Annotated in this window: 22 protein-coding genes; 16 read left to right on the plus strand and 6 right to left on the minus strand. The window is 68.2% G+C overall.

What is annotated here, in order from left to right; translation table 11 throughout:
• Positions 1–246: 246 nt before the first annotated feature.
• The 11 genes from QCD70_RS12385 to QCD70_RS12435 all read left to right on the plus strand — a co-directional run bounded on the left by QCD70_RS12385 (position 247) and on the right by QCD70_RS12435 (position 10,221).
• Positions 247–1,407, plus strand: coding sequence for an ABC transporter substrate-binding protein (locus QCD70_RS12385; protein WP_301216652.1), 1,161 nt, complete (start codon positions 247–249; stop codon positions 1,405–1,407).
• A 33-nt stretch (positions 1,408–1,440) separates the two neighbouring features.
• Positions 1,441–2,319 (plus strand): branched-chain amino acid ABC transporter permease, encoded by an 879-nt coding sequence (locus tag QCD70_RS12390; RefSeq protein ID WP_301216654.1) that lies wholly within the window; start codon positions 1,441–1,443, stop codon positions 2,317–2,319.
• Positions 2,316–3,350: a branched-chain amino acid ABC transporter permease gene (locus QCD70_RS12395; protein WP_301216656.1), complete on the plus strand. Its 1,035-nt coding sequence runs from the start codon at positions 2,316–2,318 to the stop codon at positions 3,348–3,350. The genes QCD70_RS12390 and QCD70_RS12395 overlap by 4 nt, the downstream gene beginning before the upstream one ends.
• Before the next feature lie 8 nt (positions 3,351–3,358).
• Positions 3,359–4,201, plus strand: coding sequence for an aspartate/glutamate racemase family protein (locus tag QCD70_RS12400; protein WP_301216658.1), 843 nt, complete (start codon positions 3,359–3,361; stop codon positions 4,199–4,201).
• Positions 4,198–4,914 (plus strand): SDR family NAD(P)-dependent oxidoreductase, encoded by a 717-nt coding sequence (locus QCD70_RS12405; RefSeq protein ID WP_301216660.1) that lies wholly within the window; start codon positions 4,198–4,200, stop codon positions 4,912–4,914. The genes QCD70_RS12400 and QCD70_RS12405 overlap by 4 nt, the downstream gene beginning before the upstream one ends.
• Complete coding sequence (locus QCD70_RS12410) at positions 4,911–5,708, plus strand: ABC transporter ATP-binding protein (protein ID WP_301216662.1); 798 nt, start codon at positions 4,911–4,913, stop codon at positions 5,706–5,708. The genes QCD70_RS12405 and QCD70_RS12410 overlap by 4 nt, the downstream gene beginning before the upstream one ends.
• Positions 5,695–6,432, plus strand: coding sequence for an ABC transporter ATP-binding protein (locus QCD70_RS12415; RefSeq protein ID WP_301216664.1), 738 nt, complete (start codon positions 5,695–5,697; stop codon positions 6,430–6,432). Before QCD70_RS12410 ends, QCD70_RS12415 begins: the two co-directional genes overlap by 14 nt.
• Positions 6,433–6,470: 38 nt before the next feature.
• Positions 6,471–7,184, plus strand: coding sequence for a GntR family transcriptional regulator (locus QCD70_RS12420; RefSeq protein WP_301216666.1), 714 nt, complete (start codon positions 6,471–6,473; stop codon positions 7,182–7,184).
• 86 nt (positions 7,185–7,270) lie between these two features.
• Positions 7,271–8,539 (plus strand): flavin-containing monooxygenase, encoded by a 1,269-nt coding sequence (locus QCD70_RS12425; protein WP_301216668.1) that lies wholly within the window; start codon positions 7,271–7,273, stop codon positions 8,537–8,539.
• Entirely contained in the window at positions 8,536–9,279 is a 744-nt protein-coding gene (locus QCD70_RS12430; RefSeq protein ID WP_301216670.1) for an SDR family NAD(P)-dependent oxidoreductase, read from the plus strand. Before QCD70_RS12425 ends, QCD70_RS12430 begins: the two co-directional genes overlap by 4 nt.
• A gap of 102 nt (positions 9,280–9,381) precedes the next feature.
• Positions 9,382–10,221, plus strand: coding sequence for an HpcH/HpaI aldolase/citrate lyase family protein (locus QCD70_RS12435; protein WP_301216672.1), 840 nt, complete (start codon positions 9,382–9,384; stop codon positions 10,219–10,221).
• A gap of 57 nt (positions 10,222–10,278) precedes the next feature.
• On the opposite strand, the gene mgrA is transcribed toward QCD70_RS12435, so the two are convergent.
• Entirely contained in the window at positions 10,279–11,304 is a 1,026-nt protein-coding gene (gene mgrA, locus QCD70_RS12440) for an L-glyceraldehyde 3-phosphate reductase (protein WP_301216674.1), read from the minus strand.
• A 157-nt stretch (positions 11,305–11,461) separates the two neighbouring features.
• Between mgrA and QCD70_RS12445 the strand changes: the two genes are divergently transcribed.
• From QCD70_RS12445 to QCD70_RS12460, 4 genes are all read left to right on the plus strand, one after another.
• Positions 11,462–12,292, plus strand: coding sequence for a DUF4397 domain-containing protein (locus QCD70_RS12445; protein ID WP_301216676.1), 831 nt, complete (start codon positions 11,462–11,464; stop codon positions 12,290–12,292).
• A gap of 80 nt (positions 12,293–12,372) precedes the next feature.
• Positions 12,373–13,002 (plus strand): class F sortase, encoded by a 630-nt coding sequence (locus QCD70_RS12450; RefSeq protein ID WP_301216678.1) that lies wholly within the window; start codon positions 12,373–12,375, stop codon positions 13,000–13,002.
• 51 nt (positions 13,003–13,053) lie between these two features.
• Positions 13,054–13,608, plus strand: coding sequence for an RNA polymerase sigma factor (locus QCD70_RS12455; RefSeq protein WP_301216680.1), 555 nt, complete (start codon positions 13,054–13,056; stop codon positions 13,606–13,608).
• A complete protein-coding gene (locus QCD70_RS12460) occupies positions 13,595–14,398 on the plus strand; it encodes an anti-sigma factor (RefSeq protein WP_301216681.1) in 804 nt (267 codons plus the stop codon). Before QCD70_RS12455 ends, QCD70_RS12460 begins: the two co-directional genes overlap by 14 nt.
• A gap of 41 nt (positions 14,399–14,439) precedes the next feature.
• On the opposite strand, the gene QCD70_RS12465 is transcribed toward QCD70_RS12460, so the two are convergent.
• Positions 14,440–14,751 carry a hypothetical protein gene (locus QCD70_RS12465; RefSeq protein WP_301216683.1) on the minus strand — a complete coding sequence of 104 codons (312 nt, stop codon included), beginning with the start codon at positions 14,749–14,751 and terminating at the stop codon, positions 14,440–14,442.
• 172 nt (positions 14,752–14,923) lie between these two features.
• Here QCD70_RS12465 and QCD70_RS12470 point away from each other — a divergent pair, with 172 nt between their 5' ends.
• A complete protein-coding gene (locus QCD70_RS12470; RefSeq protein WP_301216685.1) occupies positions 14,924–15,817 on the plus strand; it encodes an SDR family oxidoreductase in 894 nt (297 codons plus the stop codon).
• On the opposite strand, the gene QCD70_RS12475 is transcribed toward QCD70_RS12470, so the two are convergent.
• The 4 genes from QCD70_RS12475 to QCD70_RS12490 all read right to left on the minus strand — a co-directional run bounded on the left by QCD70_RS12475 (position 15,766) and on the right by QCD70_RS12490 (position 18,625).
• On the minus strand, positions 15,766–16,341 hold the full coding sequence (locus QCD70_RS12475) for a hypothetical protein (RefSeq protein WP_301216687.1): 576 nt from the start codon (positions 16,339–16,341) through the stop codon (positions 15,766–15,768). The two genes, QCD70_RS12470 and QCD70_RS12475, sit on opposite strands and share 52 nt — an antisense overlap.
• 94 nt (positions 16,342–16,435) lie before the next feature.
• Positions 16,436–17,242 (minus strand): twin-arginine translocase subunit TatC, encoded by an 807-nt coding sequence (gene tatC, locus QCD70_RS12480; protein ID WP_301216689.1) that lies wholly within the window; start codon positions 17,240–17,242, stop codon positions 16,436–16,438.
• 68 nt (positions 17,243–17,310) lie between these two features.
• Positions 17,311–17,523 carry a twin-arginine translocase TatA/TatE family subunit gene (locus QCD70_RS12485; RefSeq protein ID WP_301216841.1) on the minus strand — a complete coding sequence of 71 codons (213 nt, stop codon included), beginning with the start codon at positions 17,521–17,523 and terminating at the stop codon, positions 17,311–17,313.
• 115 nt (positions 17,524–17,638) lie between these two features.
• On the minus strand, positions 17,639–18,625 hold the full coding sequence (locus QCD70_RS12490; protein WP_301216691.1) for a dioxygenase family protein: 987 nt from the start codon (positions 18,623–18,625) through the stop codon (positions 17,639–17,641).
• Positions 18,626–18,633 lie beyond the last annotated feature (8 nt).

The following is an 18,633-nucleotide window of genomic DNA, read 5'->3' on the forward strand; positions in this document are numbered from 1 at the left end:
GGTTGTGTTTCCAGCATGTGTTAAACGGGCAAGCCGAGGTGTCGATTATTAACAATATGTAACGACGAGTGGTGGGCTCTTGCTCATCCGTCGTGGATTGCGGATTGTTTACAACCAGACCCCGCCTTATGCAGCGCATCTCGAGGTCGCACCACGGCACATCGACCCGCAGGCACCACCTTCCCAATTGTCTAGAACGCCCCACGGCCCTCACAGCCCGGCGACGAACAAGGAGTAGTAGCACTGATGTCATTCACGAGAACTGCAGCAACAGTCGGCCTGGTGGCCGCCGCATCACTCGTCCTCGCCGGATGTTCGGCCGGCGGGGGAGGTTCGGACACCATCAAGTTCGCCGTCGCCGGACCGATGAGCGGCGAGAACGCCGTCTACGGCGAGACCCAGGTGAACGGCATCCAGCTGGCCGTCGACGAGATCAACGCCGATGGAGGAATCGACGGCAAGCAGGTCGAACTCGAGATGTTCGACGACGAGTGCGATCCGACGACTGCCGCCAACGTGGCCTCGAGGATCGTCTCCGACGGCGGCTTCGAAGCCGTGCTCGGGCATGTCTGCTCCTCCGCCACCCTCGCGGCGGATCCGGTGTACGAGCGTGCGGGTCTGAGCCTCATCAGCGGGTCGTCGACGAGCCCCGCGGTCAGCCAGCAGGGCTTCACGAATTTCAGCCGCACCATTCCTACCGATGACATCCAGGGCGCGCAGATGATCGACTTCGCCGCCGAGGAGTTGGGCAAGTCGAAGATCGCGATCGTGTACGCGAGCGACGACTACGGGCAGGGCCTGTACGAGGCCGCCGTGGATCAGGCCGAGGAGGCGGGCGTCGACATCGTCTCCGCCGAGACCTTCGTGCCGAACGAGACCAAGGACTTCTCGTCGATCCTCACGAAGACCTCTGCAAGCGATCCGGATGTGCTGCTGCTCTTCGGCTACTACAACGACATGGGCACTCTTGTGACCCAGATCTCGGGAAGCCTCGCGAGCGTCGACAAGGTCGCCTCCGCGGGCACGGCGCAGCCCGACTACGTGAGCCTCGGCGGTGCCGCGGCCGAGGGCACCTACCTGCTCGCCTTCTACGACCCGAGCAGCCCGTTCCCGGCGAACGAGAAGTACGTGGCCGCCTACGAGAAGGCCTACGGCGGCGAAGAGCCCAATGAGCAGGCGGCCTACTGGTACGAGGTGCCTTACATCGTGAAGAGCGCCATCGAAGACCACGGCGGCACCAAGGAGACGCTCACCGAGGCCATCCACGCCACGACCTACGAGGGGCCGACCGGCAAGACGGCGTTCGAGGACGACGGCGATGTGACCGGCAAGACCGGCGTCGTCGCCCGCGTCACCGACGGCGTGATCACGCTCGATCCAGAGCTGACCACGAAGTTCGCCCAGTAACCGCCGCACGCCGACACCTCGTAAGGAGGACTCGTGGGTTCCGAACTCATGCAACAGATTGTCAACGGCCTCGCGGCGGGCGCGATCTACGCGCTCATCGCGGTGGGCTACAACCTGGTCTTCGGGCTGCTCGAGTTGATCAACTTCTCGCACGGGCACGTGTACATGGTGGGAACGTTCGTGGTGCTGAGTCTTATGGACACAGGCATCCCATTCCCCGTCGCGATTCTGGGCGGGCTCGTGATCGGTGCGGGCCTCGGCATGGCCGTGGAGCGTTTCGCCTACCGGCCGTTGCGGGGCGCGAACCGGATCATCCCGACGGTGTCCGCAGTGGCGGCGACCTTGGTGCTCGAGAACGCCGCGAACATCATCTGGGGTCCGGCCGCGCGGCGCTTCGACACCCCGCTTCCCAAGGGATCGATCGAGGTGCTCGGCGTGACTCTCACCACCATGCACGGCATCGTCTTCGGTACTGCGGCGGTTCTCGCCTTCGGCCTGTGGCTGCTGGTCGAGAAGACGCCGTGGGGCCGGAGCGTGCGGGCTATCCGTGATGATCTGCCCACTGCCCAGCTCATGGGCATCGCGGTCAACAGGATCGTCTCGTCGGTCTACGCACTCGGCTCCATTCTCGGAGTGCTGGCGGGCGTCCTCTTCGCGGCCTACTACTCGACCGTCTACGTGGGCATGGGCTTCACCGGCACGCTGAACGCCTTTACCGCCGCGGTGATCGGTGGCATCGGCAGCATCAAGGGCTCGTTCATCGGCGGCCTCACACTCGGTGTCGTTCAGGCGCTCGCTGCCGGATTCCTGTCGTCGGGCTACATGAACGCGATCACCTTCGTGATCCTGATCCTCTTCCTCATCGCGAGACCGCGCGGTGTCGTGGGTCGAGCGGAGGTGAGCCGCGCATGAGCAAGCTCGACATGGGAAAGGCCGCCGTCTTCGCCGACGACGGCACCCCGATCGACGTCGCGACGTCGCCCTGGGCGCGGGTGAAGCAGGTCCTCGCACTCAGGCCCGTTCGCATCACCCTCATCGTGGTCGGCATCGTCGTGCTCTTCGTGATGCCGGTGATCGTGCCGAGCCAGTACATCATGAACGTGATCGTGGTCTGCCTCATCTGGATTCCCCTGTCTATCGGGCAGAATCTGGTGACAGGCAACGCGGGCGTCACGGTCATGGGGCAGGCGGCGTTCTACGCCGTGGGGGCCTACACGGCCGCCATCCTCTCGACCCGAACAGAGATTCCGCATCCGATCATCTTTCTGATCGCGATGTGCCTCGCCGGCCTCGTGGGCTTCGTCATCAGCCTCCCCGCGGTGCGGGTGTCGGGCGACTACGTGTTCGTCGTCACCCTGGGGCTCAACCTCATCGTGCTCGACGTCGCCCGCCAGTGGATCGACGTGACGGGCGGCGCCGCCGGCACCCCGGGCATCCCGCTCTTCACCGCCTTCGGCTGGGTGTCGCGCTCGGTATACGACTTCTACTGGGTGGCGCTCATCGTGGCCGCCGTCTGCACGGCCCTGGCCGTCGCCATCGGAGCTTCGCGCTACGGCCGAACCCTCACGGCCCTGCGTGAAGACCGGATGGCGGCCGAGGCGTCGGGCATCAGGGCGACCGCCCCCAGGGTGTGGATCATCGCGGTGAGCGCGATGATGGGAGGCCTTGCCGGAGCGCTGCTCGCCTTCCACCTGGGCTTCGTGGGGCCGAGCAGCTTCGACACGCAGGTGTCGCTGCTGATCTTCGAGATGGCGATCATCGGCGGGCTCGGCAGCGTGCGCGGCTCCATTCTCGGCGCGGTGCTGCTCATTGCGCTGCCCGAGCTGCTGCGCCCCTTGCAGGACATCCGGCTCGGGCTCGGCGGAATCATCATCATCCTGCTGATGATCTACCGTCCCAACGGCATCCTCGGTTCGTCGTCGACGTCGCCCCTCGTGAAATGAGCGCATCCATGACGACCTCAGGCAGGCCCCGTCTCGTATGGCTCGACGCCACTGAGGGCGACCCTCGGCTCGCACGACTGTGGGAGTTCCTCGATCGCTCGGTCGCCGAGCTCAGCCGGGGGCGCTTCGAGACCGAGCTCCGGCACACCGCGCTCGCCGCCGGCGGTGTGCGGCATCCGGCCACCCGCCTGTTGTCGGACGCCGCGTTGATGGCCTCGGCCGTCTCCATCGCCGACGACCCGGAGATCGGTGCGGACGCGCTGGTGCTCGGATGCTGGGGGTCGCCGATCCGGCAGATCCGCTCGGCCGTCGACATTCCGGTGACCTCGTTGCCGGATGCGTCGGCCCGGACGGCCGCATCGTTCACCACCCGCTCGGCGATCGTGACGGTGGCTCCCGCCCTGCGCGGACCGTTCGCGGCCGACTGGGAGGACCTCGGCGGAAGCTGCCTGCTCGACGTCGACGCCGTGCGCGCCTACGATCCCGAGTCGACGTACCTCGACGTGGTCGACGCCATCGACGATCCGAAGCGACTCATCGACCGCTTCGACGGAGTCGCCCGCGCCGCCGTCGACGACGGCGCCGACGCGGTGATCGTGGGCTGCGGCTATCTCGCGCCCCTCTTCACCGCCCACGGTTACACCCACGTGTCTGGTCACCCCGACGTGCCGGTCTACGACTGCAACGCGCTCGCATTCGAGCACGCGGCGATGCTCCACACACTCGCGGCCCGGGGCATCCGCCCCGCACCCCGCAGCTACGGCGGCGTGCCCGAATCCCGGGCCGCCGTCTTCCGCACCGCCCTCGACGCACTGGCGCCGAGGCATCCACGAAAGGTCGCACACTCATGACAGTCACCCCGGGAGTCGCACTCATCACCGGTGCCGGAAGCGGAATGGGCCGTGCCACGGCGGAGAGGTTCCTCGCCGAGGGCTGGACGGTTCTCGCCCTCGACATCGCCCCCGTCGAGATCGCCACCGAGACCGGACAGGTGTTCAGCGCCGTCGCCGATGTGCGCGACCGCGCCGCCGTCGACGCCGCACTGGCGTCGCTCGTCGAGCAGGCGGGCGGGACTCTCGACGTGGTCGCGAACGTCGCCGGCGTGTACCCGCCCTCGACGCTCGAGACGTACACGGAGGACCTCTACCGTCTCGTGTTCGATATCAACGTGCTCGGCGTCATCAACATCACCGCGGCAGGTGCGAAGCTGCTCTCCGACGGGGGATCCATCGTGAACTTCGCGTCGGTCGACGCCTTCGCCAACTCGCCCGGCCAGCTGCTCTACTGCGCATCGAAGGCCGCCGTGGTGATGATCACCAAGTCGACCGCCATCGAGCTGGCGCCCCGTCGCATCCGGGTCAACGCCGTGGCGCCGGGGTGGATCGACACCCCGGGCAACCGTGCGACGGGCCGAATGGATGCCGCGGCCGCCAGCATCCCGCTCGGTCGCGTGGGACAGGCGAGCGAGATAGCCGAATGGGTGTGGATCCTCACCGGCGGCGGGCACGCGGGGTACATGACAGGAGAGACGATCAACCTCTCCGGCGGAGACGTGATGCGATGACACTCGCTGAACCGACGACCAGCCTGCGGGGAGACCTCGCGGTGCGCGCGGCGACCGTGCGCTACGGAGGGCTCACCGCCCTCGACGCCTTCGACCTGCGCGTGCGCGGCGGTTCGATCACCGGCGTCATCGGACCCAATGGCTCGGGAAAATCGACTCTCATCAATATCGTCGCCGGCATCACCCCCGTCGACTCGGGATCCGTCGTGTTCGAGGGCGCCGATGTGACCGGGCTGACCGTGCCGAAGCGCGCCTCGATCGGCATCGCCCGCACCTTTCAGGCCATCCGACTCTTCGATTCGATGAGCGTGCTCGAGAACGTGCTCATCGGGGCGACGCGGAACTACCGGTCGAGCCTGGCCGCGAGCGTCTTCAGGACCCCCAGGCTGAAGAAGGACGACGAGGTGCAGCGCGAGCTCGCGATGGAGATCCTCGCGTCGTTCGGCAACCGACTGCTGCCCCGCCTCAGCCATCCGGTCGGCACGCTCTCGTACGCCAACCGGCGGCGCGTCGAGATCACGCGCGCGTTCATGCTGCAGCCCAGCCTGCTGCTGCTCGACGAGCCGATGGCCGGAATGAACCCGCACGAGTCGTGGGAATTGGCCGAGCAGCTGCCCGGCCTGCTGCGCGACCGCGACTGCTCGGCACTCATCGTCGAGCACAAGATGGATATCATCACGCACCTCTGCAGTGATGTGTACGTGCTCGACCACGGAGTGGAGATCGCCCATGGAAGCCCCCGCGATGTCGTCAAGGACCCTGCCGTCGAGGAGGCCTTCCTTGGAATCGAATAGGGGCGAGGCCCTGCTGCAGCTCGACCGGGTGACCGTTCAGTACGGTCGCTTCGTCGCGCTGCGCGACGTGTCCTACAACATCTTCCCGGGCCAGATGGTGAGTCTCCTGGGCGGCAACGCCTCGGGAAAGTCCACGAGCATCAAGTCGGTCTTCGGCGTCGCGAAGGTCACGTCGGGAGACGTGTACTTCAATGGCGAGAAGATCACGGGCTGGACCACGGAGCGCCGCGTCAGGGCGGGGCTCGCGATCGTTCCGGAGGGCCGCAGGCTGTTCCGGCGCATGAGCGTGGAGGAGAACATCCTCATCGGCGCGGTGAACCGCAAGGATTCGCACGCGGTGAAGAGCGACCTTGACAACCTCTACGACATGTTCCCCCGGCTCGTCGAGCGCCGACACCAGCTGGCCGGCACCCTCTCGGGTGGGGAACAGCAGATGGGCGCCCTCGCCAGGGCCATGATGAGCAAGCCGAAACTGGTGCTCATGGACGAGCCGTCGATGGGCCTCGCGCCCTCGATGGTGAAGAAGTCGTTCGCCCTCATCGAGCAGGTCCGGGATGCCGGCACCAGCGTGTTCGTCGTCGAACAGAACGCCAACGCGGCGCTGCGTATCGCCGACTACGCCTACGTGCTGCGCGCCGGCGAGCTGGTGCTCGAGGGGACCGCCGCCGAGATCGCGGAGAGCTCGGAGATGAAGGAGGCCTATTTGGGCAAAGGCGACTCATAGAGTGTGCGGTTGGATAGGGAATGCGGAAAGGAGATCCTATGGAACTCGGGGCTATTTCGAGAGTCAGCACGAGCGATGTGCTCGCGGGGCAGTTGCGTGAGGCGATCGTCACCGGCGTCTACAAACCGGGCGACCGGCTCGTCGAGGCCGAACTCGCCGAGCGTTTCGACATCTCCCGGGGGCCGGTGCGCGAAGCGATGCGCACCATCGCCGGCGAGGGGCTGGTGCAGATACGCAAGAATCGTGGCGCCGTGGTCAGCACGCCGACACCCGACGACGTGCTCGAGGTCTATGCGCTTCGCATGGGACTCGGCGAGATTGCACTGCAGCACGCCGCCTACGCGAACCTCCTGACCGGACCGACCCTGCGTAGAGTCACGCAGCTGCTCGAGCGCATGGACAACCCGGCGATCCAGGACGACCGTCACCGCATGGTCGACGCCGATCTGGCCTTCCAGGCCGCGCTGATCGCGGCGGGCGAACTGCCCCGGATCACGGACATCTTCGCCCAGACCGACACGGACATCCGGTTCTACGTGCAGGTGCTCGGAATCGAGTACGACGACGCCAACCATACGAATCTCATGATCCGTCACCGCCTCCTCGTCGACACCATCATCGATGGAGACGCGACGAGCGCGGCAGCGCAATGGCGCAGCCACATCCAGACGACCGTCAACGAGTTCGTTCCCGCATTCGACGCACGCAACGAGAAGCCCTTCGAGCGCCCGCTCATGAGACAGCTCTTCTAACAGCCGCTCTTCGATCCATCCACTCGGCACGCCCTCCGGGCGTGCGTTCGACCGCGCCTGAAAACCGGTCAAGAAAGGTCATCACGATGCCCAGATATTGCCTGATCGGTGCCGGCGCCGCCGGCATCGGAGCCCTCGCCGTGCTGCTCGAGCAGGGATTCGAGGTCGACTGCTTCGAGAAGTCGACGGTCGTCGGCGGCCACTGGCACACCGACTACGAGGCGCTGCACCTCATCACCTCGCGCAATCTCACGAACTACGAGGGCTTTCCCATGCCCGACGACTACCCGCTCTTTCCGAGCCGAGACCAGATGCGCTCCTACCTCGAGTCGTACGCGGCCTGGAAGGGGCTCTACGAGCACATCGAATTCGGCGTCGAGGTTCTGTCCGTCGCGCCCGTAGCCGGCGAGGGCACCACGGGTTCGCACGGGTGGACCGTCATCACCTCGCGTGGCGACGAGGGCGTCTACGACGGAGTGCTCGTGGCCAACGGGCACCTGGTCGACCCCAAGATGCCCGAGATCCCGGGCCACTTCGCGGGAACGCAGCTGCACTCGTCGCAGTACACCAACGTCGACGACATCGAGGGTCGACGCGTGCTCGTGGTCGGCTCGGGCAACTCGGGATGCGACCTCGCCGTGGACGCGGCCCAGCACCGCTACGACGTGGCGATCTCGGTTCGCCACGGCCACATCTTCCAGCCGAAGACGTTCATGGGCGTTCCCCGTTCGGAACTCTCCTTCCTGCAGGAGTTCACCTTCGAGGAGCAGGACCTGCTGACGCGGCTGCTGATCCGCATGTCGGTGGGCACGCATGAGAACTACCCGGGCCTCCCCGCGCCGGAGGCCCGCACACTGGCCGAGGGTGCGCCGGTCGTGAACAACCTGCTGCTCTACTGGATGCACCACGGACGCATCAAGCCGGTTCCCGGAGTGTCGCGCTTCGAGGGAAACACGGTGTTCTTCACCGACGGCTCCTCGCAGGAGTTCGACACCATCCTCTGGGCGACGGGATTCAACGCGGCTCTGCCGTTCCTCGACGATGCCATCCTCGAGTGGCAGGACGGCGTACCGCTGCGCCTCGGAGGGGCGACGGTTCCGGTCGGTCTCGAGAAGCTGTACTTCGTCGGACTCATCGCACCCAGGGGCCCGCAGCCGCCGGTCTACCCGATGCAGACCAAGGTCATCGCGCAGATGCTGCGGGCCCACGAGGCCGCGGGGGAGTCGGGTGCGGGAATCCAGGCCCTGCTCGCCGGTCAGCAGACACCGGAATGGCGCATCGACATCCTCCGCCCGCTCTGGACTGAACAGCTCGAGCAGACCGCGTATCTGCTGTCGCGGGTCTCGGTCGCATGAGCGGGGCGAGGCTCGACGACCGGGTCGTGCTGGTGACGGGAGGTGCTCGCGGCCAGGGTGCCTCGCACGCGCGGCACCTGGCTCGCGAGGGCGCGAGAGTCGTGATCACGGATCTGCGCGATGAGCTCGGCGAGCAGACCGCGGCGGAGCTCTCGGCGCTGGGCCTCGATGTCTCGTACCTTCACCATGACGTCACATCGGAGGAGTCGTGGATCAGCGTGGTCGGCTCCGTCGTCGAGACCCACGGCAGGATCGACGGGCTGGTGAACAATGCAGGAATCGTTCGTGTCGTGCCCATCGCTGACGAGACGCTCGACGGATGGTCGCGGGTTCTCAGCGTGAACGCGGCCAGCGCCTTCCTCGGGGTGAAGACGGTCGCGCCCATCCTCGTCGCCCACGGCGGAGGCTCGATCGTGAACGTGTCGTCGACCTCGGCCCTGGTGGGCTCGCCGGGGTACGCCGCCTACTGCGCGTCGAAGGCCGCCGTCCTCGGCCTCACGAGGGTGGCGGCGCTGGAATACGCCGGCTCCGGCGTCAGAGTCAACGCCCTGTGCCCCGGAGGCGTCTCGACGGCGATGAATGACGACGAGCCCCCGGGCGGTGTCGGGCCGTCGACACCGCTGGGCCGTCGCGCGGTCGTCGATGAGATCTCGCCTCTGGTCGTGTACCTGATGTCGAACGAGTCGTTCTTCATGACCGGGTCGGAGGTGGTGATCGACGGAGGGTTCACAGCCCAGTGACGCCATGGTCAGGCCGGGTTCGATACGATGCTGAGGCACGAGCAGCGCCGATCGTCTGGGTCGCGCATGCGCCCTCCATGCCGATAGAGAAGTTGAAAGTACATGACAGCATCGACCATCGACCCCCAGATCGCGCGTTCCTGGCTGCTCGTCTCGGGCATCCGTTCCGAGGACTTCGATCCGGCCGCCGACTCGCGCGCCGACCAGATCATCCTCGACATCGAAGACGCCGTCGACCCGAAACTGAAGGCGGATGCGCGCACCTCGGTCATCGACTGGCTCAGCAGCGGCGGGGCCGGCTGGGTGCGCATCAACGACCGCACCACCGAGTTCTGGTCCGACGACGTCGACGGCCTCAAGGGCGTGCCGGGGCTGTCGGGCGTCATGCTGGCCAAGACGGAGTCGGCCGAGCAGGTCACCGAGACGTTCGATCGCCTCGGCGGCACCGTGCCGATTCTGGCCCTCGTCGAGTCGGCGCTCGGCATCGAAGAGGCGCCGGCCATCGCCCGGGCCCGGGGCGCGTTCCGTCTCGGATTCGGCAGCGGCGACTACCGCCGTGACACGGGCACGAGCGCCGACGACCTGGCCATGGCCTATCCGCGCTCGCGCCTCGTCGTGGCGAGCCGCATCGGCAACCTGCCCGGTCCCATCGACGGTCCGACGGTCGGCAGCAATCACCCGGTTCTGCGGCAGAAGTCCGAGCACGCCGTGGCCATGGGCCTCACCGGAAAGCTGTGCCTCGACCTCGACCAGCTGTCGGTGATCAACGAGACGATCAGCCCCACGGTGTCGGATGCGACGTGGGCGCGCGACTTCCTCGACGACTTCGAGTCGCGGGGCCGGGTCATCCGCGACGGCAGCGACCTGCCGAGGCTCGGCCGTGCCGAGAAGATCGACCGCCTCGCGCGGGCCTTCGGCGTCGTGCCGATCGCTCGGCGCTAGCCGAGCTCCGATGGGCGGCCCGCACCACGAGGGTTCGCGCCGCCCATCACGGTCGAGCTAGACCGCGCTCGAGCTCGCCCACAGGTTGATGTCGCGATCGCCGGCGAGTTCGTCGATCTTCGCGAGCTCGTCGCCCGTGAACGCGAGGTTCTGAACGGCGGCCAGGTTGTCGTCGAGCTGCGCCACCGACGACGCTCCGATGAGCACCGAGGTCACGCGCTCTTCGCGCAGCGCCCACGAGAGCGCCAGCTGGGCGAGGGTCTGGCCGCGTCCTGAAGCGATGTCGTTCAGGGCCCGCACCCGCCCGAGCGTCTCGTCGGTGAGCATCCGCTTCTGCATCGAGCCGCCGCGCGCGCCGCGCGAATCGGCGGGGATGCCGTCGAGGTAGCGGTCGGTGAGCAGGCCCTGGGCGAGCGGCGAGAACGCGATGCAGCCGACGCCGAGTTCGCCGAGGGTGTCGAGCAGCCCGTCCTCGATCCAGCGGTTGAACATGGAGTACGAGGGCTGGTGGATCAGCAGCGGCGTGCCGAGATCGGCGAGGATGCGCGCGGCCTCGAGCGTGCGCTCGGGCGAGTAGCTCGAGATGCCGGCGTAGAGGGCCCGGCCCGACTGCACCGCGGTGTGCAGGGCGCCCATCGTCTCTTCGAGGGGAGTGTCGGGGTCGGCTCGGTGGCTGTAGAAGATGTCGACGTAGTCGACGCCCATGCGGGCGAGCGACTGATCGAGCGAGGCCAGCAGGTACTTGCGCGATCCGTGGTCGCCGTAGGGCCCGGGCCACATGTCGTAGCCGGCCTTCGTCGAGAGCACGAGCTCGTCGCGGTACGGCGCGAAGTCCTCCGCGAAGATGCGGCCGAAGTTGGTCTCGGCGCTGCCGTAGGGCGGCCCGTAGTTGTTGGCCAGATCGAAGTGGGTCACTCCCGAATCGAAGGCGCGGCGCAGAATGGCGCGCTGCGTGTCGAGGGCCACGTCGTCACCGAAGTTCTGCCAGAGCCCGAGCGAGACGGCGGGCAGCTTGAGGCCGCTGCGCCCCGTGCGTCGATAGGGAAAGGAGTCGTAGCGAGTGTCTGAGGCGAGGTAGGTCATTACTCGATGATGGGTCACTCGACGCGCAGGCCGCTACCGCTTGCCACGTTCGAAAAAAGTTTCATGACAGTGCATCCAAACGGCCGCCCACGGGAGAAGTGCTTTGTGTAGGCAGTTCTCTCTTCGCCCCTGACCGGGGCTCGACCAGGAGGTATCCATGCGCAAGACCCTCATCGCCGGCATCGCGGCCGGCGCGTTCATCGCAGCCGCTGCTGCTCTTCCCGCATCCGCGGCCGAAGGCGACGCACAGCTCTCGGTGCTGCACGCGGTTCCCGGCGTCACCGTCGACGTCTACGTGAACGGGGCCCTCACCCTCGACGACTTCACGCCCGGCACGCTCGCCGGCCCCCTGCCGCTTGCGGCCGGCACCTACTCGGTGGCCATCACGGCATCCGACGCCGCCGATGCGAGCGCCCCGGTGATCGGGCCGGTCGATCTGTCGCTGGCGGCGAACGGAAACTACACCGCCGTCGCCCACCTCGACGCATCCGGAAACCCGACCGCCACCCTGTTCACGAACGACACAGCCACCCTCGCCGCCGGCGAGGGACGCCTGACCGTGCGCCACGTCGCCGCCGCTCCCGCGGTCGACGTTCTCGCCGCAGGCAGCCCCGTGATCACGAACCTCGCGAACCCGGGCGAGTCCGTGCTCACCCTTCCCGCCGGCACCGTGTCGGCGTCGGTCGCCGCTACAGGAACCACCGACCCTGTGATCGGTCCGGCCGACGTCGACGTGGCCGAGGGAACGAACACCATCGTCTACGCGTGGGGCAGCCTCGCCGACGACAACCTGGCGCTCGCGGTGCAGACCATCGGCGGACTGCACTCGAACCCGGGCGGTGTTCCCGCGGGCAACGCGGGCCTCGTCGCCACCAACAAGCCTGCAGACTCCACCGGTCTGCTGGTCGGCGGGGCGCTCGCCCTTCTGCTCGCGGCGCTCGCAATCACCGCCGTGCGCAGCCGGGTGCTCGCCAAGGCCGAGCGCTGACCGGCAGGCACTCCCTCGCGACCGCGGTTCGGGCACACGCAGCCCGGGCCGCGGTCGTCGGCGCGCTCGCGTGCGCCTCGGTGCTGCTGATCACCGGATGCGGCGTCGCCGCCGACGCCCCGGCGACTCCGCCGCCGGCCGGCGTCGCGCGGTCGGAGACACCCGCGCCGACGCCCAGCGCGACCGGCGCGCCGGCCGGGCCCGCGGCATCCGGCGTGCCCCTGACCGACGCGAGTCTGGGGGCGCACACCGCCCAGCCCCTGGTGCAGCCGGCCCGCGTCGAGGTGCCGTCACTCGGCATCGACGTGACGGTGGCGCCCGAGGGAGTCGACGCGACCGGGGCGCTCGCGCTCTCCGACGACCCCGCCGTCGCGTCGTGGTACCGCTACGGACCGACCCCGTGGAGCACGGCCGGAACCGCCGTGATCGCCGCCCACGTCGACTCGTTCGACTACGGCGTCGGCCAGTTCGCCCGGCTGCTGGATGCCCCGGTCGGCACCGAGATCGTGACCACCTCGGTCGATGGCCGGGTCGCGCGCTTCTCCGTGCAGCAGGTCTCCATGGTCGACAAGACCGGCGTCGACTGGAACGCCGTCTTCGACCGCTCGGGCCCGCACCTGCTGGCGCTCGTCACCTGCGGGGGAGAGTTCGACTACGACACGGGTCACTACCTGAGCAACGTGATCGTCACAGCGGCACCGATCGCGTGACGGGGGTGGCGACGTATGCTCGAGGTGTCAACAAGGAAGCCGCACACTGACGTGACCGACACATCCATCGACGAGAGCGCGCTGGTCGACGCCTTTCTATCGGGCGACGACCGAGCGCTGGCCGGCGTCTACGAGCGCTGGTCGTCGCTCGTCTACACGTTGGCGCTGCGCTCGCTGGGCGACGCGCGCGACGCGGAGGACGTGACCCAGAAGGTGTTCGTCGCCGCGTGGCGCGGGCGTTCCGGCTACGACCCCGAGCGGGCGAGCATGGGCGGCTGGCTCGTGGGGATCACCCGGCACTGCATCGCCGACGCCCACGAGGCACGCAGCCGGATGCGCCGGGCCGACGAGGCCCACGCCCTCGAGAGCGTCGCCGCGACGGTCGACGACACGGCGGAGGTGGCCGACAGGCTGATGATGGCCGACGAGCTCGAGCGGCTCGACCCCGTGCCGCGAACGATCATGCGGCTGGCCTTCTTCGCCGACCTGACCCACGCCCAGATCGCCGACAGACTGGGGCTTCCGCTCGGAACGGTGAAAAGTCACATCCGTCGAAGTCTGTCTCGGCTACGAATACGTTTGGAGGTGAACGATGACACATATTGATGCCGACGAACTGGCGCTGATCGCCCTGGGCGAGGTGACGCCGAGCGAGATCGAGGCCGAGCACCTGGCCTCGTGTGCCGCGTGCGCCGCCGAACTGCGCGAGCTGTCGACGGTGGTGCGCCGGGGCCGGTCTGCGCAGGGCGAGTCGCTCGCCGAGCCGTCGCCCGCGGTGTGGGAGCGCATCCGGACCCAGATCAGCGCCGATACGGATGTCGCGGCCGCCGTTCGCCCCGTCTCGGGCGCTGAGATGTCACAGATGGCGGCCTCGCCCGCCGAGAAGACGCCATCTGCGCCATCTCAGCCGGCATCCGAGCGTGCTCGCAGGCGCTGGCGTACGCGGATGGTGGTTCCGCTGGCCGTCGCCGCGCTCGTGGTGGGGCTCGTCGCCGGAACTGGAGTCGGCATCTGGTGGCAGTCGGCTCAGAGCGCGAACACCGGAGTCGTGGTCGCGGGAGCAGAGCTCGACCCGTTCCCCGACTGGGCGGATGCGCACGGCAGCGCGGTGGTCGAGGTTCTGGCCGACGGCACGCGTCAGGTCGTGGTCGACATCGACACAGCAGGCCAGAGTGGCCCGGCCGACGACAGGCTGCGCGAGGTGTGGCTGATCTCGGCAGACGGAACCGCACTCGTCAGCATCGGCTTCCTCGACGGGGCCGAGGGCAGGTTCGATCTACCGTCGGGGGTCGACCTCGCGACATACTCCCTCGTCGACGTCTCGGCCGAGCCCGACGATGGCGATGCCACGCACTCGGGCGACTCGATCGTGCGAGGCGAGCTGCGCAGCATCTGAGCGGGGCCCGGGCTCCTGACGAGGAGCCGGGCCCTGTCGCCTTACTCTGCGGTGCGGTCGACGTCGCTCGCGGTGTCGACGTCGCTCGCGGTGTCGGTGTCGCTCGCGGTGTCGGTGTCGCTGGCGTTCGAGATGTCGACGGCGCCGTCGGATCCGTTGCCGTTGCCCTCGGTGCGGGGGCGCGTCTTGCCCTCGTCGACGGCGCGGATGCTGCGGAGGTCGTCGTCGAGCCCCGCGTCGCGAGCCGCGTCGGCCTCGGCGTGGTCGCGGCGTCCGGCCTCCTTCTCCTCTTCTGTCGCTTCGGTGGCGCCGTCCATGATGGGCGCGTCCTGGGTCTTCTTGTTGTCGGTCATATCCGAATCGTACGTCCGGGTGCCCCCGTGCACGGGTGGCTTGCACGGCCGCAGAACATCTGGGTCGAATCCAGGTGGCGGAGGCCGGCGCACGCGGCGTCAACCCCATCGGGGCGAATCGGATGCCGCGGGTACCGTCACTAAAACGTGTCTCACCCCCGAAAGGATCGCCATGACCGACCAGTACACCTTCCAGGATCCGTCTGCCATGTACTCCGACATCGACACGACGGCCCAGTACCAGCAGGGCGCCGGACTCGACGTGAGGCTGAACAACAGGGCCGACCACGGAGAGCAGAGCTACCGGGGATCCGGTCGACTCATCGGGCGCAAGGCCCTCATCACCGGCGGCGACTCGGGCATCGGCGCGGCCGTCGCGATCGCCTTCGCCCGCGAGGGCGCCGACGTCGTCATCTCGTACCTCGCCGAAGAGCAGCCGGATGCCGACAGGATTCTCGAACTCGTGCGCGAGGCCGGGCGCACGGGAGTGGGCATCCCGGGCGACATCACCGACCCCGCGCACTGCCGTGCTCTCGTCGATCAGGCGGTCGAGGAGCTCGGCGGGCTCGACATCGTGGTGAACAATGCGGCGAAGCAGCAGCACGCGGAGTCCCTGGTCGACATCAGCGACGAGCAGTTCGACGAGACGATGAAGACCAATGTCTACGCCACGTTCTGGATCACCAAGGCGGCGCTCCCGCATCTCCGGCCCGGCGCCACGATCATCACCACCTCGTCGAACCAGGCGTACACCCCGAGCGAGAACCTCGTCGACTATGCGACGACGAAGGCCGCGGTCAACACCTTCTCGAAGGCACTGGCGCAGCAGCTCGCTCCGAAGGGCATCCGCGTGAACATCGTCGCGCCGGGCCCCATCTGGACGCCCCTTCAGACGGCGGGAGGCCAGATCATCGAGGAGCTCCCCGAACTCGGCCAGGACACTCCCATCGGCCGCATCGGGCAGCCCGCCGAGCTCGCTCCGGCCTACGTGTTCCTCGCGTCGCCGGAGTCGAGCTACGTGGTCGGCGAGACGCTCACGGTCAACGGAGGCAAGCCCACTCCGTAACCTGACTCCCCTCGGGCGGGCGTCGAGTTGCCCGATTCCGCCGCCTCGTGTGGATGCGACGGGGCGGAATCATGCAACTCGCTCGCTCGGTTGGTTGACTCCACCGCGTTGACGCGGGCGAGCAGCGCCTGCTGCCAACCGATCGCGGGTGCGGCCGGTCGCGGCGGCGGGGTGGATGCCTCGGGCTGGGCATCCGACGCCGGTTCGGCCGGGGCGGGATGGGATGCCGGCTCCGAGCCGACAGGCGGGGCGGGGTCGTCGCGCGGGGTCGGGTCGACGGCCAGCGCCTCCTGCACGATGCGGCGAGGGTCGTACTGCCGGGGGTCGAGCCTTCTCCACTCCGCCGGATCGAACTCGGGTCCGAGCTCTTCCGCGGCCCGAGCCTTTGCGCCGTCGAGAAACGCGCGAACGGTCGTGACGAGCGAGGCGAGTTTCTCGGCGTAGTGGGGCAGCCGCTCAGGGCCGATGATGATCGCGGCGATGATGCCGATCACGATCAGTTTGTCGAGGGTGAGTCCGAACACGGGGTGCTCCTTTCGGGCGGTCGGGCGGCCGGTCGGGCGGGTGGTCGGGGGGTCAGGCGGTTGGGCGGCCAAGGCGCGAGGGGGTCGGCGCCTGTCAGGCGTCGACGAGATTGCGGTCGATGTCGAGTTCGCGGTCGACGTCCACGTTGTGGTCGTGAGCTGCGTCATCGGTCAGCAGTCGGGCGCGTCGCTTGGCGGCGACGCGGTCGTGCAGCACCGCGATCACCGCTGCGGCAGCGAACAAAGCGGCCATGGGAACGGCCAGCAGGAACATCGTGGCGATGTCGGCGGAGGGTGTGGCGATGGCGCTGAACACCAGGATGCCGAGGATCACGACCCGCCAGCTCGACACGACCGTCCTGCCCGGAAGCACGCCGACCGCGTTGAGCAGCACCACGAACACGGGCAGAACGAAGGCCACGCCCACGGCGAGAACGAGCTTCATCACGAAGTCCACGTAGTACGAGGCCACGAGCACCGTGCTGTCATCGGTCGATGCGATGCCGGCCAGCAGCTCGACGACGTGCGGGAACAGGAGGAAGCCCGTGACGCATCCGATGACGAAGAGCGGCACGGCCGCGACGAAGAAGCCCAGCGTGTAGTTCTTCTCGCGGCGGGTGAGCCCGGGCAGGAAGAAGGCGAAGACCTGGTGCAGCCAGACCGGACTCGACAGGGCCGCCCCGGCGAAGAGGGCGATGCGCAGCTTCAGGTCGAAGGCCGCGCTGATGCTGTCGTAGTTCAGGCTGGCGTTGCGCGATGCGGCCAACTCCTCGATGGGTGTGCGCAGGATCTCGAGGATCTGGTCGCTGAGCAGGTACCCCGCTGCGGCTCCGACGAGCAGCGCGAGCAGGATGCGGAACAGACGCGTGCGCGCCTCCCGCAGATGCTCGATGAGCGTCATCCGGCCTCTGTCGGCCCGGCCGGCCCGGCCCGCCTTGCTGCCGCGTGAGCGGCGTGAGCCGCGCACGGTCAGAGCCGGTCTGCGGGAACGGGCGCATCCACGGTCGTCGCCGAGGTCGCAGGAGCGTCTGCGGCTGAGGACCCGTCGCGGGATTCGGACTTGAGGATACGGGCCGACTGCCCGACGCTCTTGGCGAGGGCCGGCAGTTTGCTGGCCCCGAAGAAGAGCAGCACGACGGCGAGGAGGATGAGCGCGTGCCATCCGGTGAGGTTATGGAGCAGTCCCATGAGGGGCCTTCTTTCGTGCGTGAGGTGGAGGAGGTGAGCGTCCGCGCCCGCTGGGGTCATGTGCGCCCGGTCGAGGGGCCGCGGATGCGCCGAATGGGCGCGGATGCGGCTAGTTCGCCGGTCCGCCGCCGCCGCTGGGCGCGGCGCCCGCGGTGGGTGCGGTGGAGGTATCGACGCGAACGGTGAGCGCGACCTGGTAGCCGTTCGTCGCATCCCCGGTCACGGTCGCGAGCTGCAGGGCGCCGCCGTCGTCACCGAAGACGTTGTCGTCATCGAGGCTGAGCTTCGAGAGGTTCGAGCTCGAGCCGTCGTACCCCGAGAGGGCGTAGACGGTGTCGCACACGTCTTGCGGCAGGGCGACCTGCGAGGTCGCGATGGCGTTGGCCGAGTCGGTGATGTCGCCGATCGCGGGGTAGACCTCGAAGTGGATGTGGGGCCAGCGGCCGCTGTAGCAGGCCGGGAAGATCGAGGAGTACGACACGGTTCCGTTGCCGTCGGCGACCTGTACGCCGCGCAGGTAGGTCTCGTTCTCGACGCCCGACGAGTACATTGAGTAGTTGCCGTCGGCGTCGCAGTGCCAGACGTAGACGGCGACGTTCGCGAACGGGGCATCGTTGTTCGCCATGTCGAGGATGGTCAGGCTCAGCGAGATCGGAACGCCGGCGGCGGTGGTGCCGCTACCGAGGCTCGAGCGGATGTCGCTGCGCACGATGCCCGACTGCTCGAGCACGTCGGCCCCGTTCGATCCGTCGCCCGGATACGGGCCGGCGGTCTCGTCGGGGGTCTCGCCGGCGGGCACCGCGACGGTGGATGCTGCGGCCGTGCTGCTCGTGGTGGGCGTGGCCGTCGGAGTGGCGATGGCAGTGGCCGTCGCGGTGCCTGCCGCGGTCGAGCCGGAGCCGCCCGTGGAGCAGGCCGCGAGGGCGACGGCTCCGGCGCCGAGTCCGAGCATGCTCAGAACGACACGGCGGCTGACGAGCGTGCGGATGTCGAAGGCGACGCCCTGATCGACGACCTCCTCGTCGGCGCGGTCGAGGAGTCGGCCCTCGTAGGCCGGCCCCTGCGGGGTGAGTTCTGGTTCGGGGATCCTGCTCATGACTGCCT

This window comes from Agreia sp. PsM10, from assembly GCF_030433855.1.
In the GTDB taxonomy this organism is placed as follows: domain Bacteria; phylum Actinomycetota; class Actinomycetes; order Actinomycetales; family Microbacteriaceae; genus Agreia.

Coding starts and splice junctions, on each gene's coding strand:
- QCD70_RS12385 (WP_301216652.1), top strand. CDS start 247: ATGTCATTCACGAGAACTGCAGCAACAGTCGGCCTGGTGGCCGCCGCA.
- QCD70_RS12395 (WP_301216656.1), top strand. CDS start 2,316: ATGAGCAAGCTCGACATGGGAAAGGCCGCCGTCTTCGCCGACGACGGC.
- QCD70_RS12400 (WP_301216658.1), top strand. CDS start 3,359: ATGACGACCTCAGGCAGGCCCCGTCTCGTATGGCTCGACGCCACTGAG.
- QCD70_RS12405 (WP_301216660.1), top strand. CDS start 4,198: ATGACAGTCACCCCGGGAGTCGCACTCATCACCGGTGCCGGAAGCGGA.
- QCD70_RS12410 (WP_301216662.1), top strand. CDS start 4,911: ATGACACTCGCTGAACCGACGACCAGCCTGCGGGGAGACCTCGCGGTG.
- QCD70_RS12420 (WP_301216666.1), top strand. CDS start 6,471: ATGGAACTCGGGGCTATTTCGAGAGTCAGCACGAGCGATGTGCTCGCG.
- QCD70_RS12425 (WP_301216668.1), top strand. CDS start 7,271: ATGCCCAGATATTGCCTGATCGGTGCCGGCGCCGCCGGCATCGGAGCC.
- QCD70_RS12430 (WP_301216670.1), top strand. CDS start 8,536: ATGAGCGGGGCGAGGCTCGACGACCGGGTCGTGCTGGTGACGGGAGGT.
- QCD70_RS12435 (WP_301216672.1), top strand. CDS start 9,382: ATGACAGCATCGACCATCGACCCCCAGATCGCGCGTTCCTGGCTGCTC.
- mgrA (WP_301216674.1), bottom strand. CDS start 11,304: ATGACCTACCTCGCCTCAGACACTCGCTACGACTCCTTTCCCTATCGA.
- QCD70_RS12445 (WP_301216676.1), top strand. CDS start 11,462: ATGCGCAAGACCCTCATCGCCGGCATCGCGGCCGGCGCGTTCATCGCA.
- QCD70_RS12460 (WP_301216681.1), top strand. CDS start 13,595: ATGACACATATTGATGCCGACGAACTGGCGCTGATCGCCCTGGGCGAG.
- QCD70_RS12465 (WP_301216683.1), bottom strand. CDS start 14,751: ATGACCGACAACAAGAAGACCCAGGACGCGCCCATCATGGACGGCGCC.
- QCD70_RS12470 (WP_301216685.1), top strand. CDS start 14,924: ATGACCGACCAGTACACCTTCCAGGATCCGTCTGCCATGTACTCCGAC.
- tatC (WP_301216689.1), bottom strand. CDS start 17,242: ATGACGCTCATCGAGCATCTGCGGGAGGCGCGCACGCGTCTGTTCCGC.
- QCD70_RS12490 (WP_301216691.1), bottom strand. CDS start 18,625: ATGAGCAGGATCCCCGAACCAGAACTCACCCCGCAGGGGCCGGCCTAC.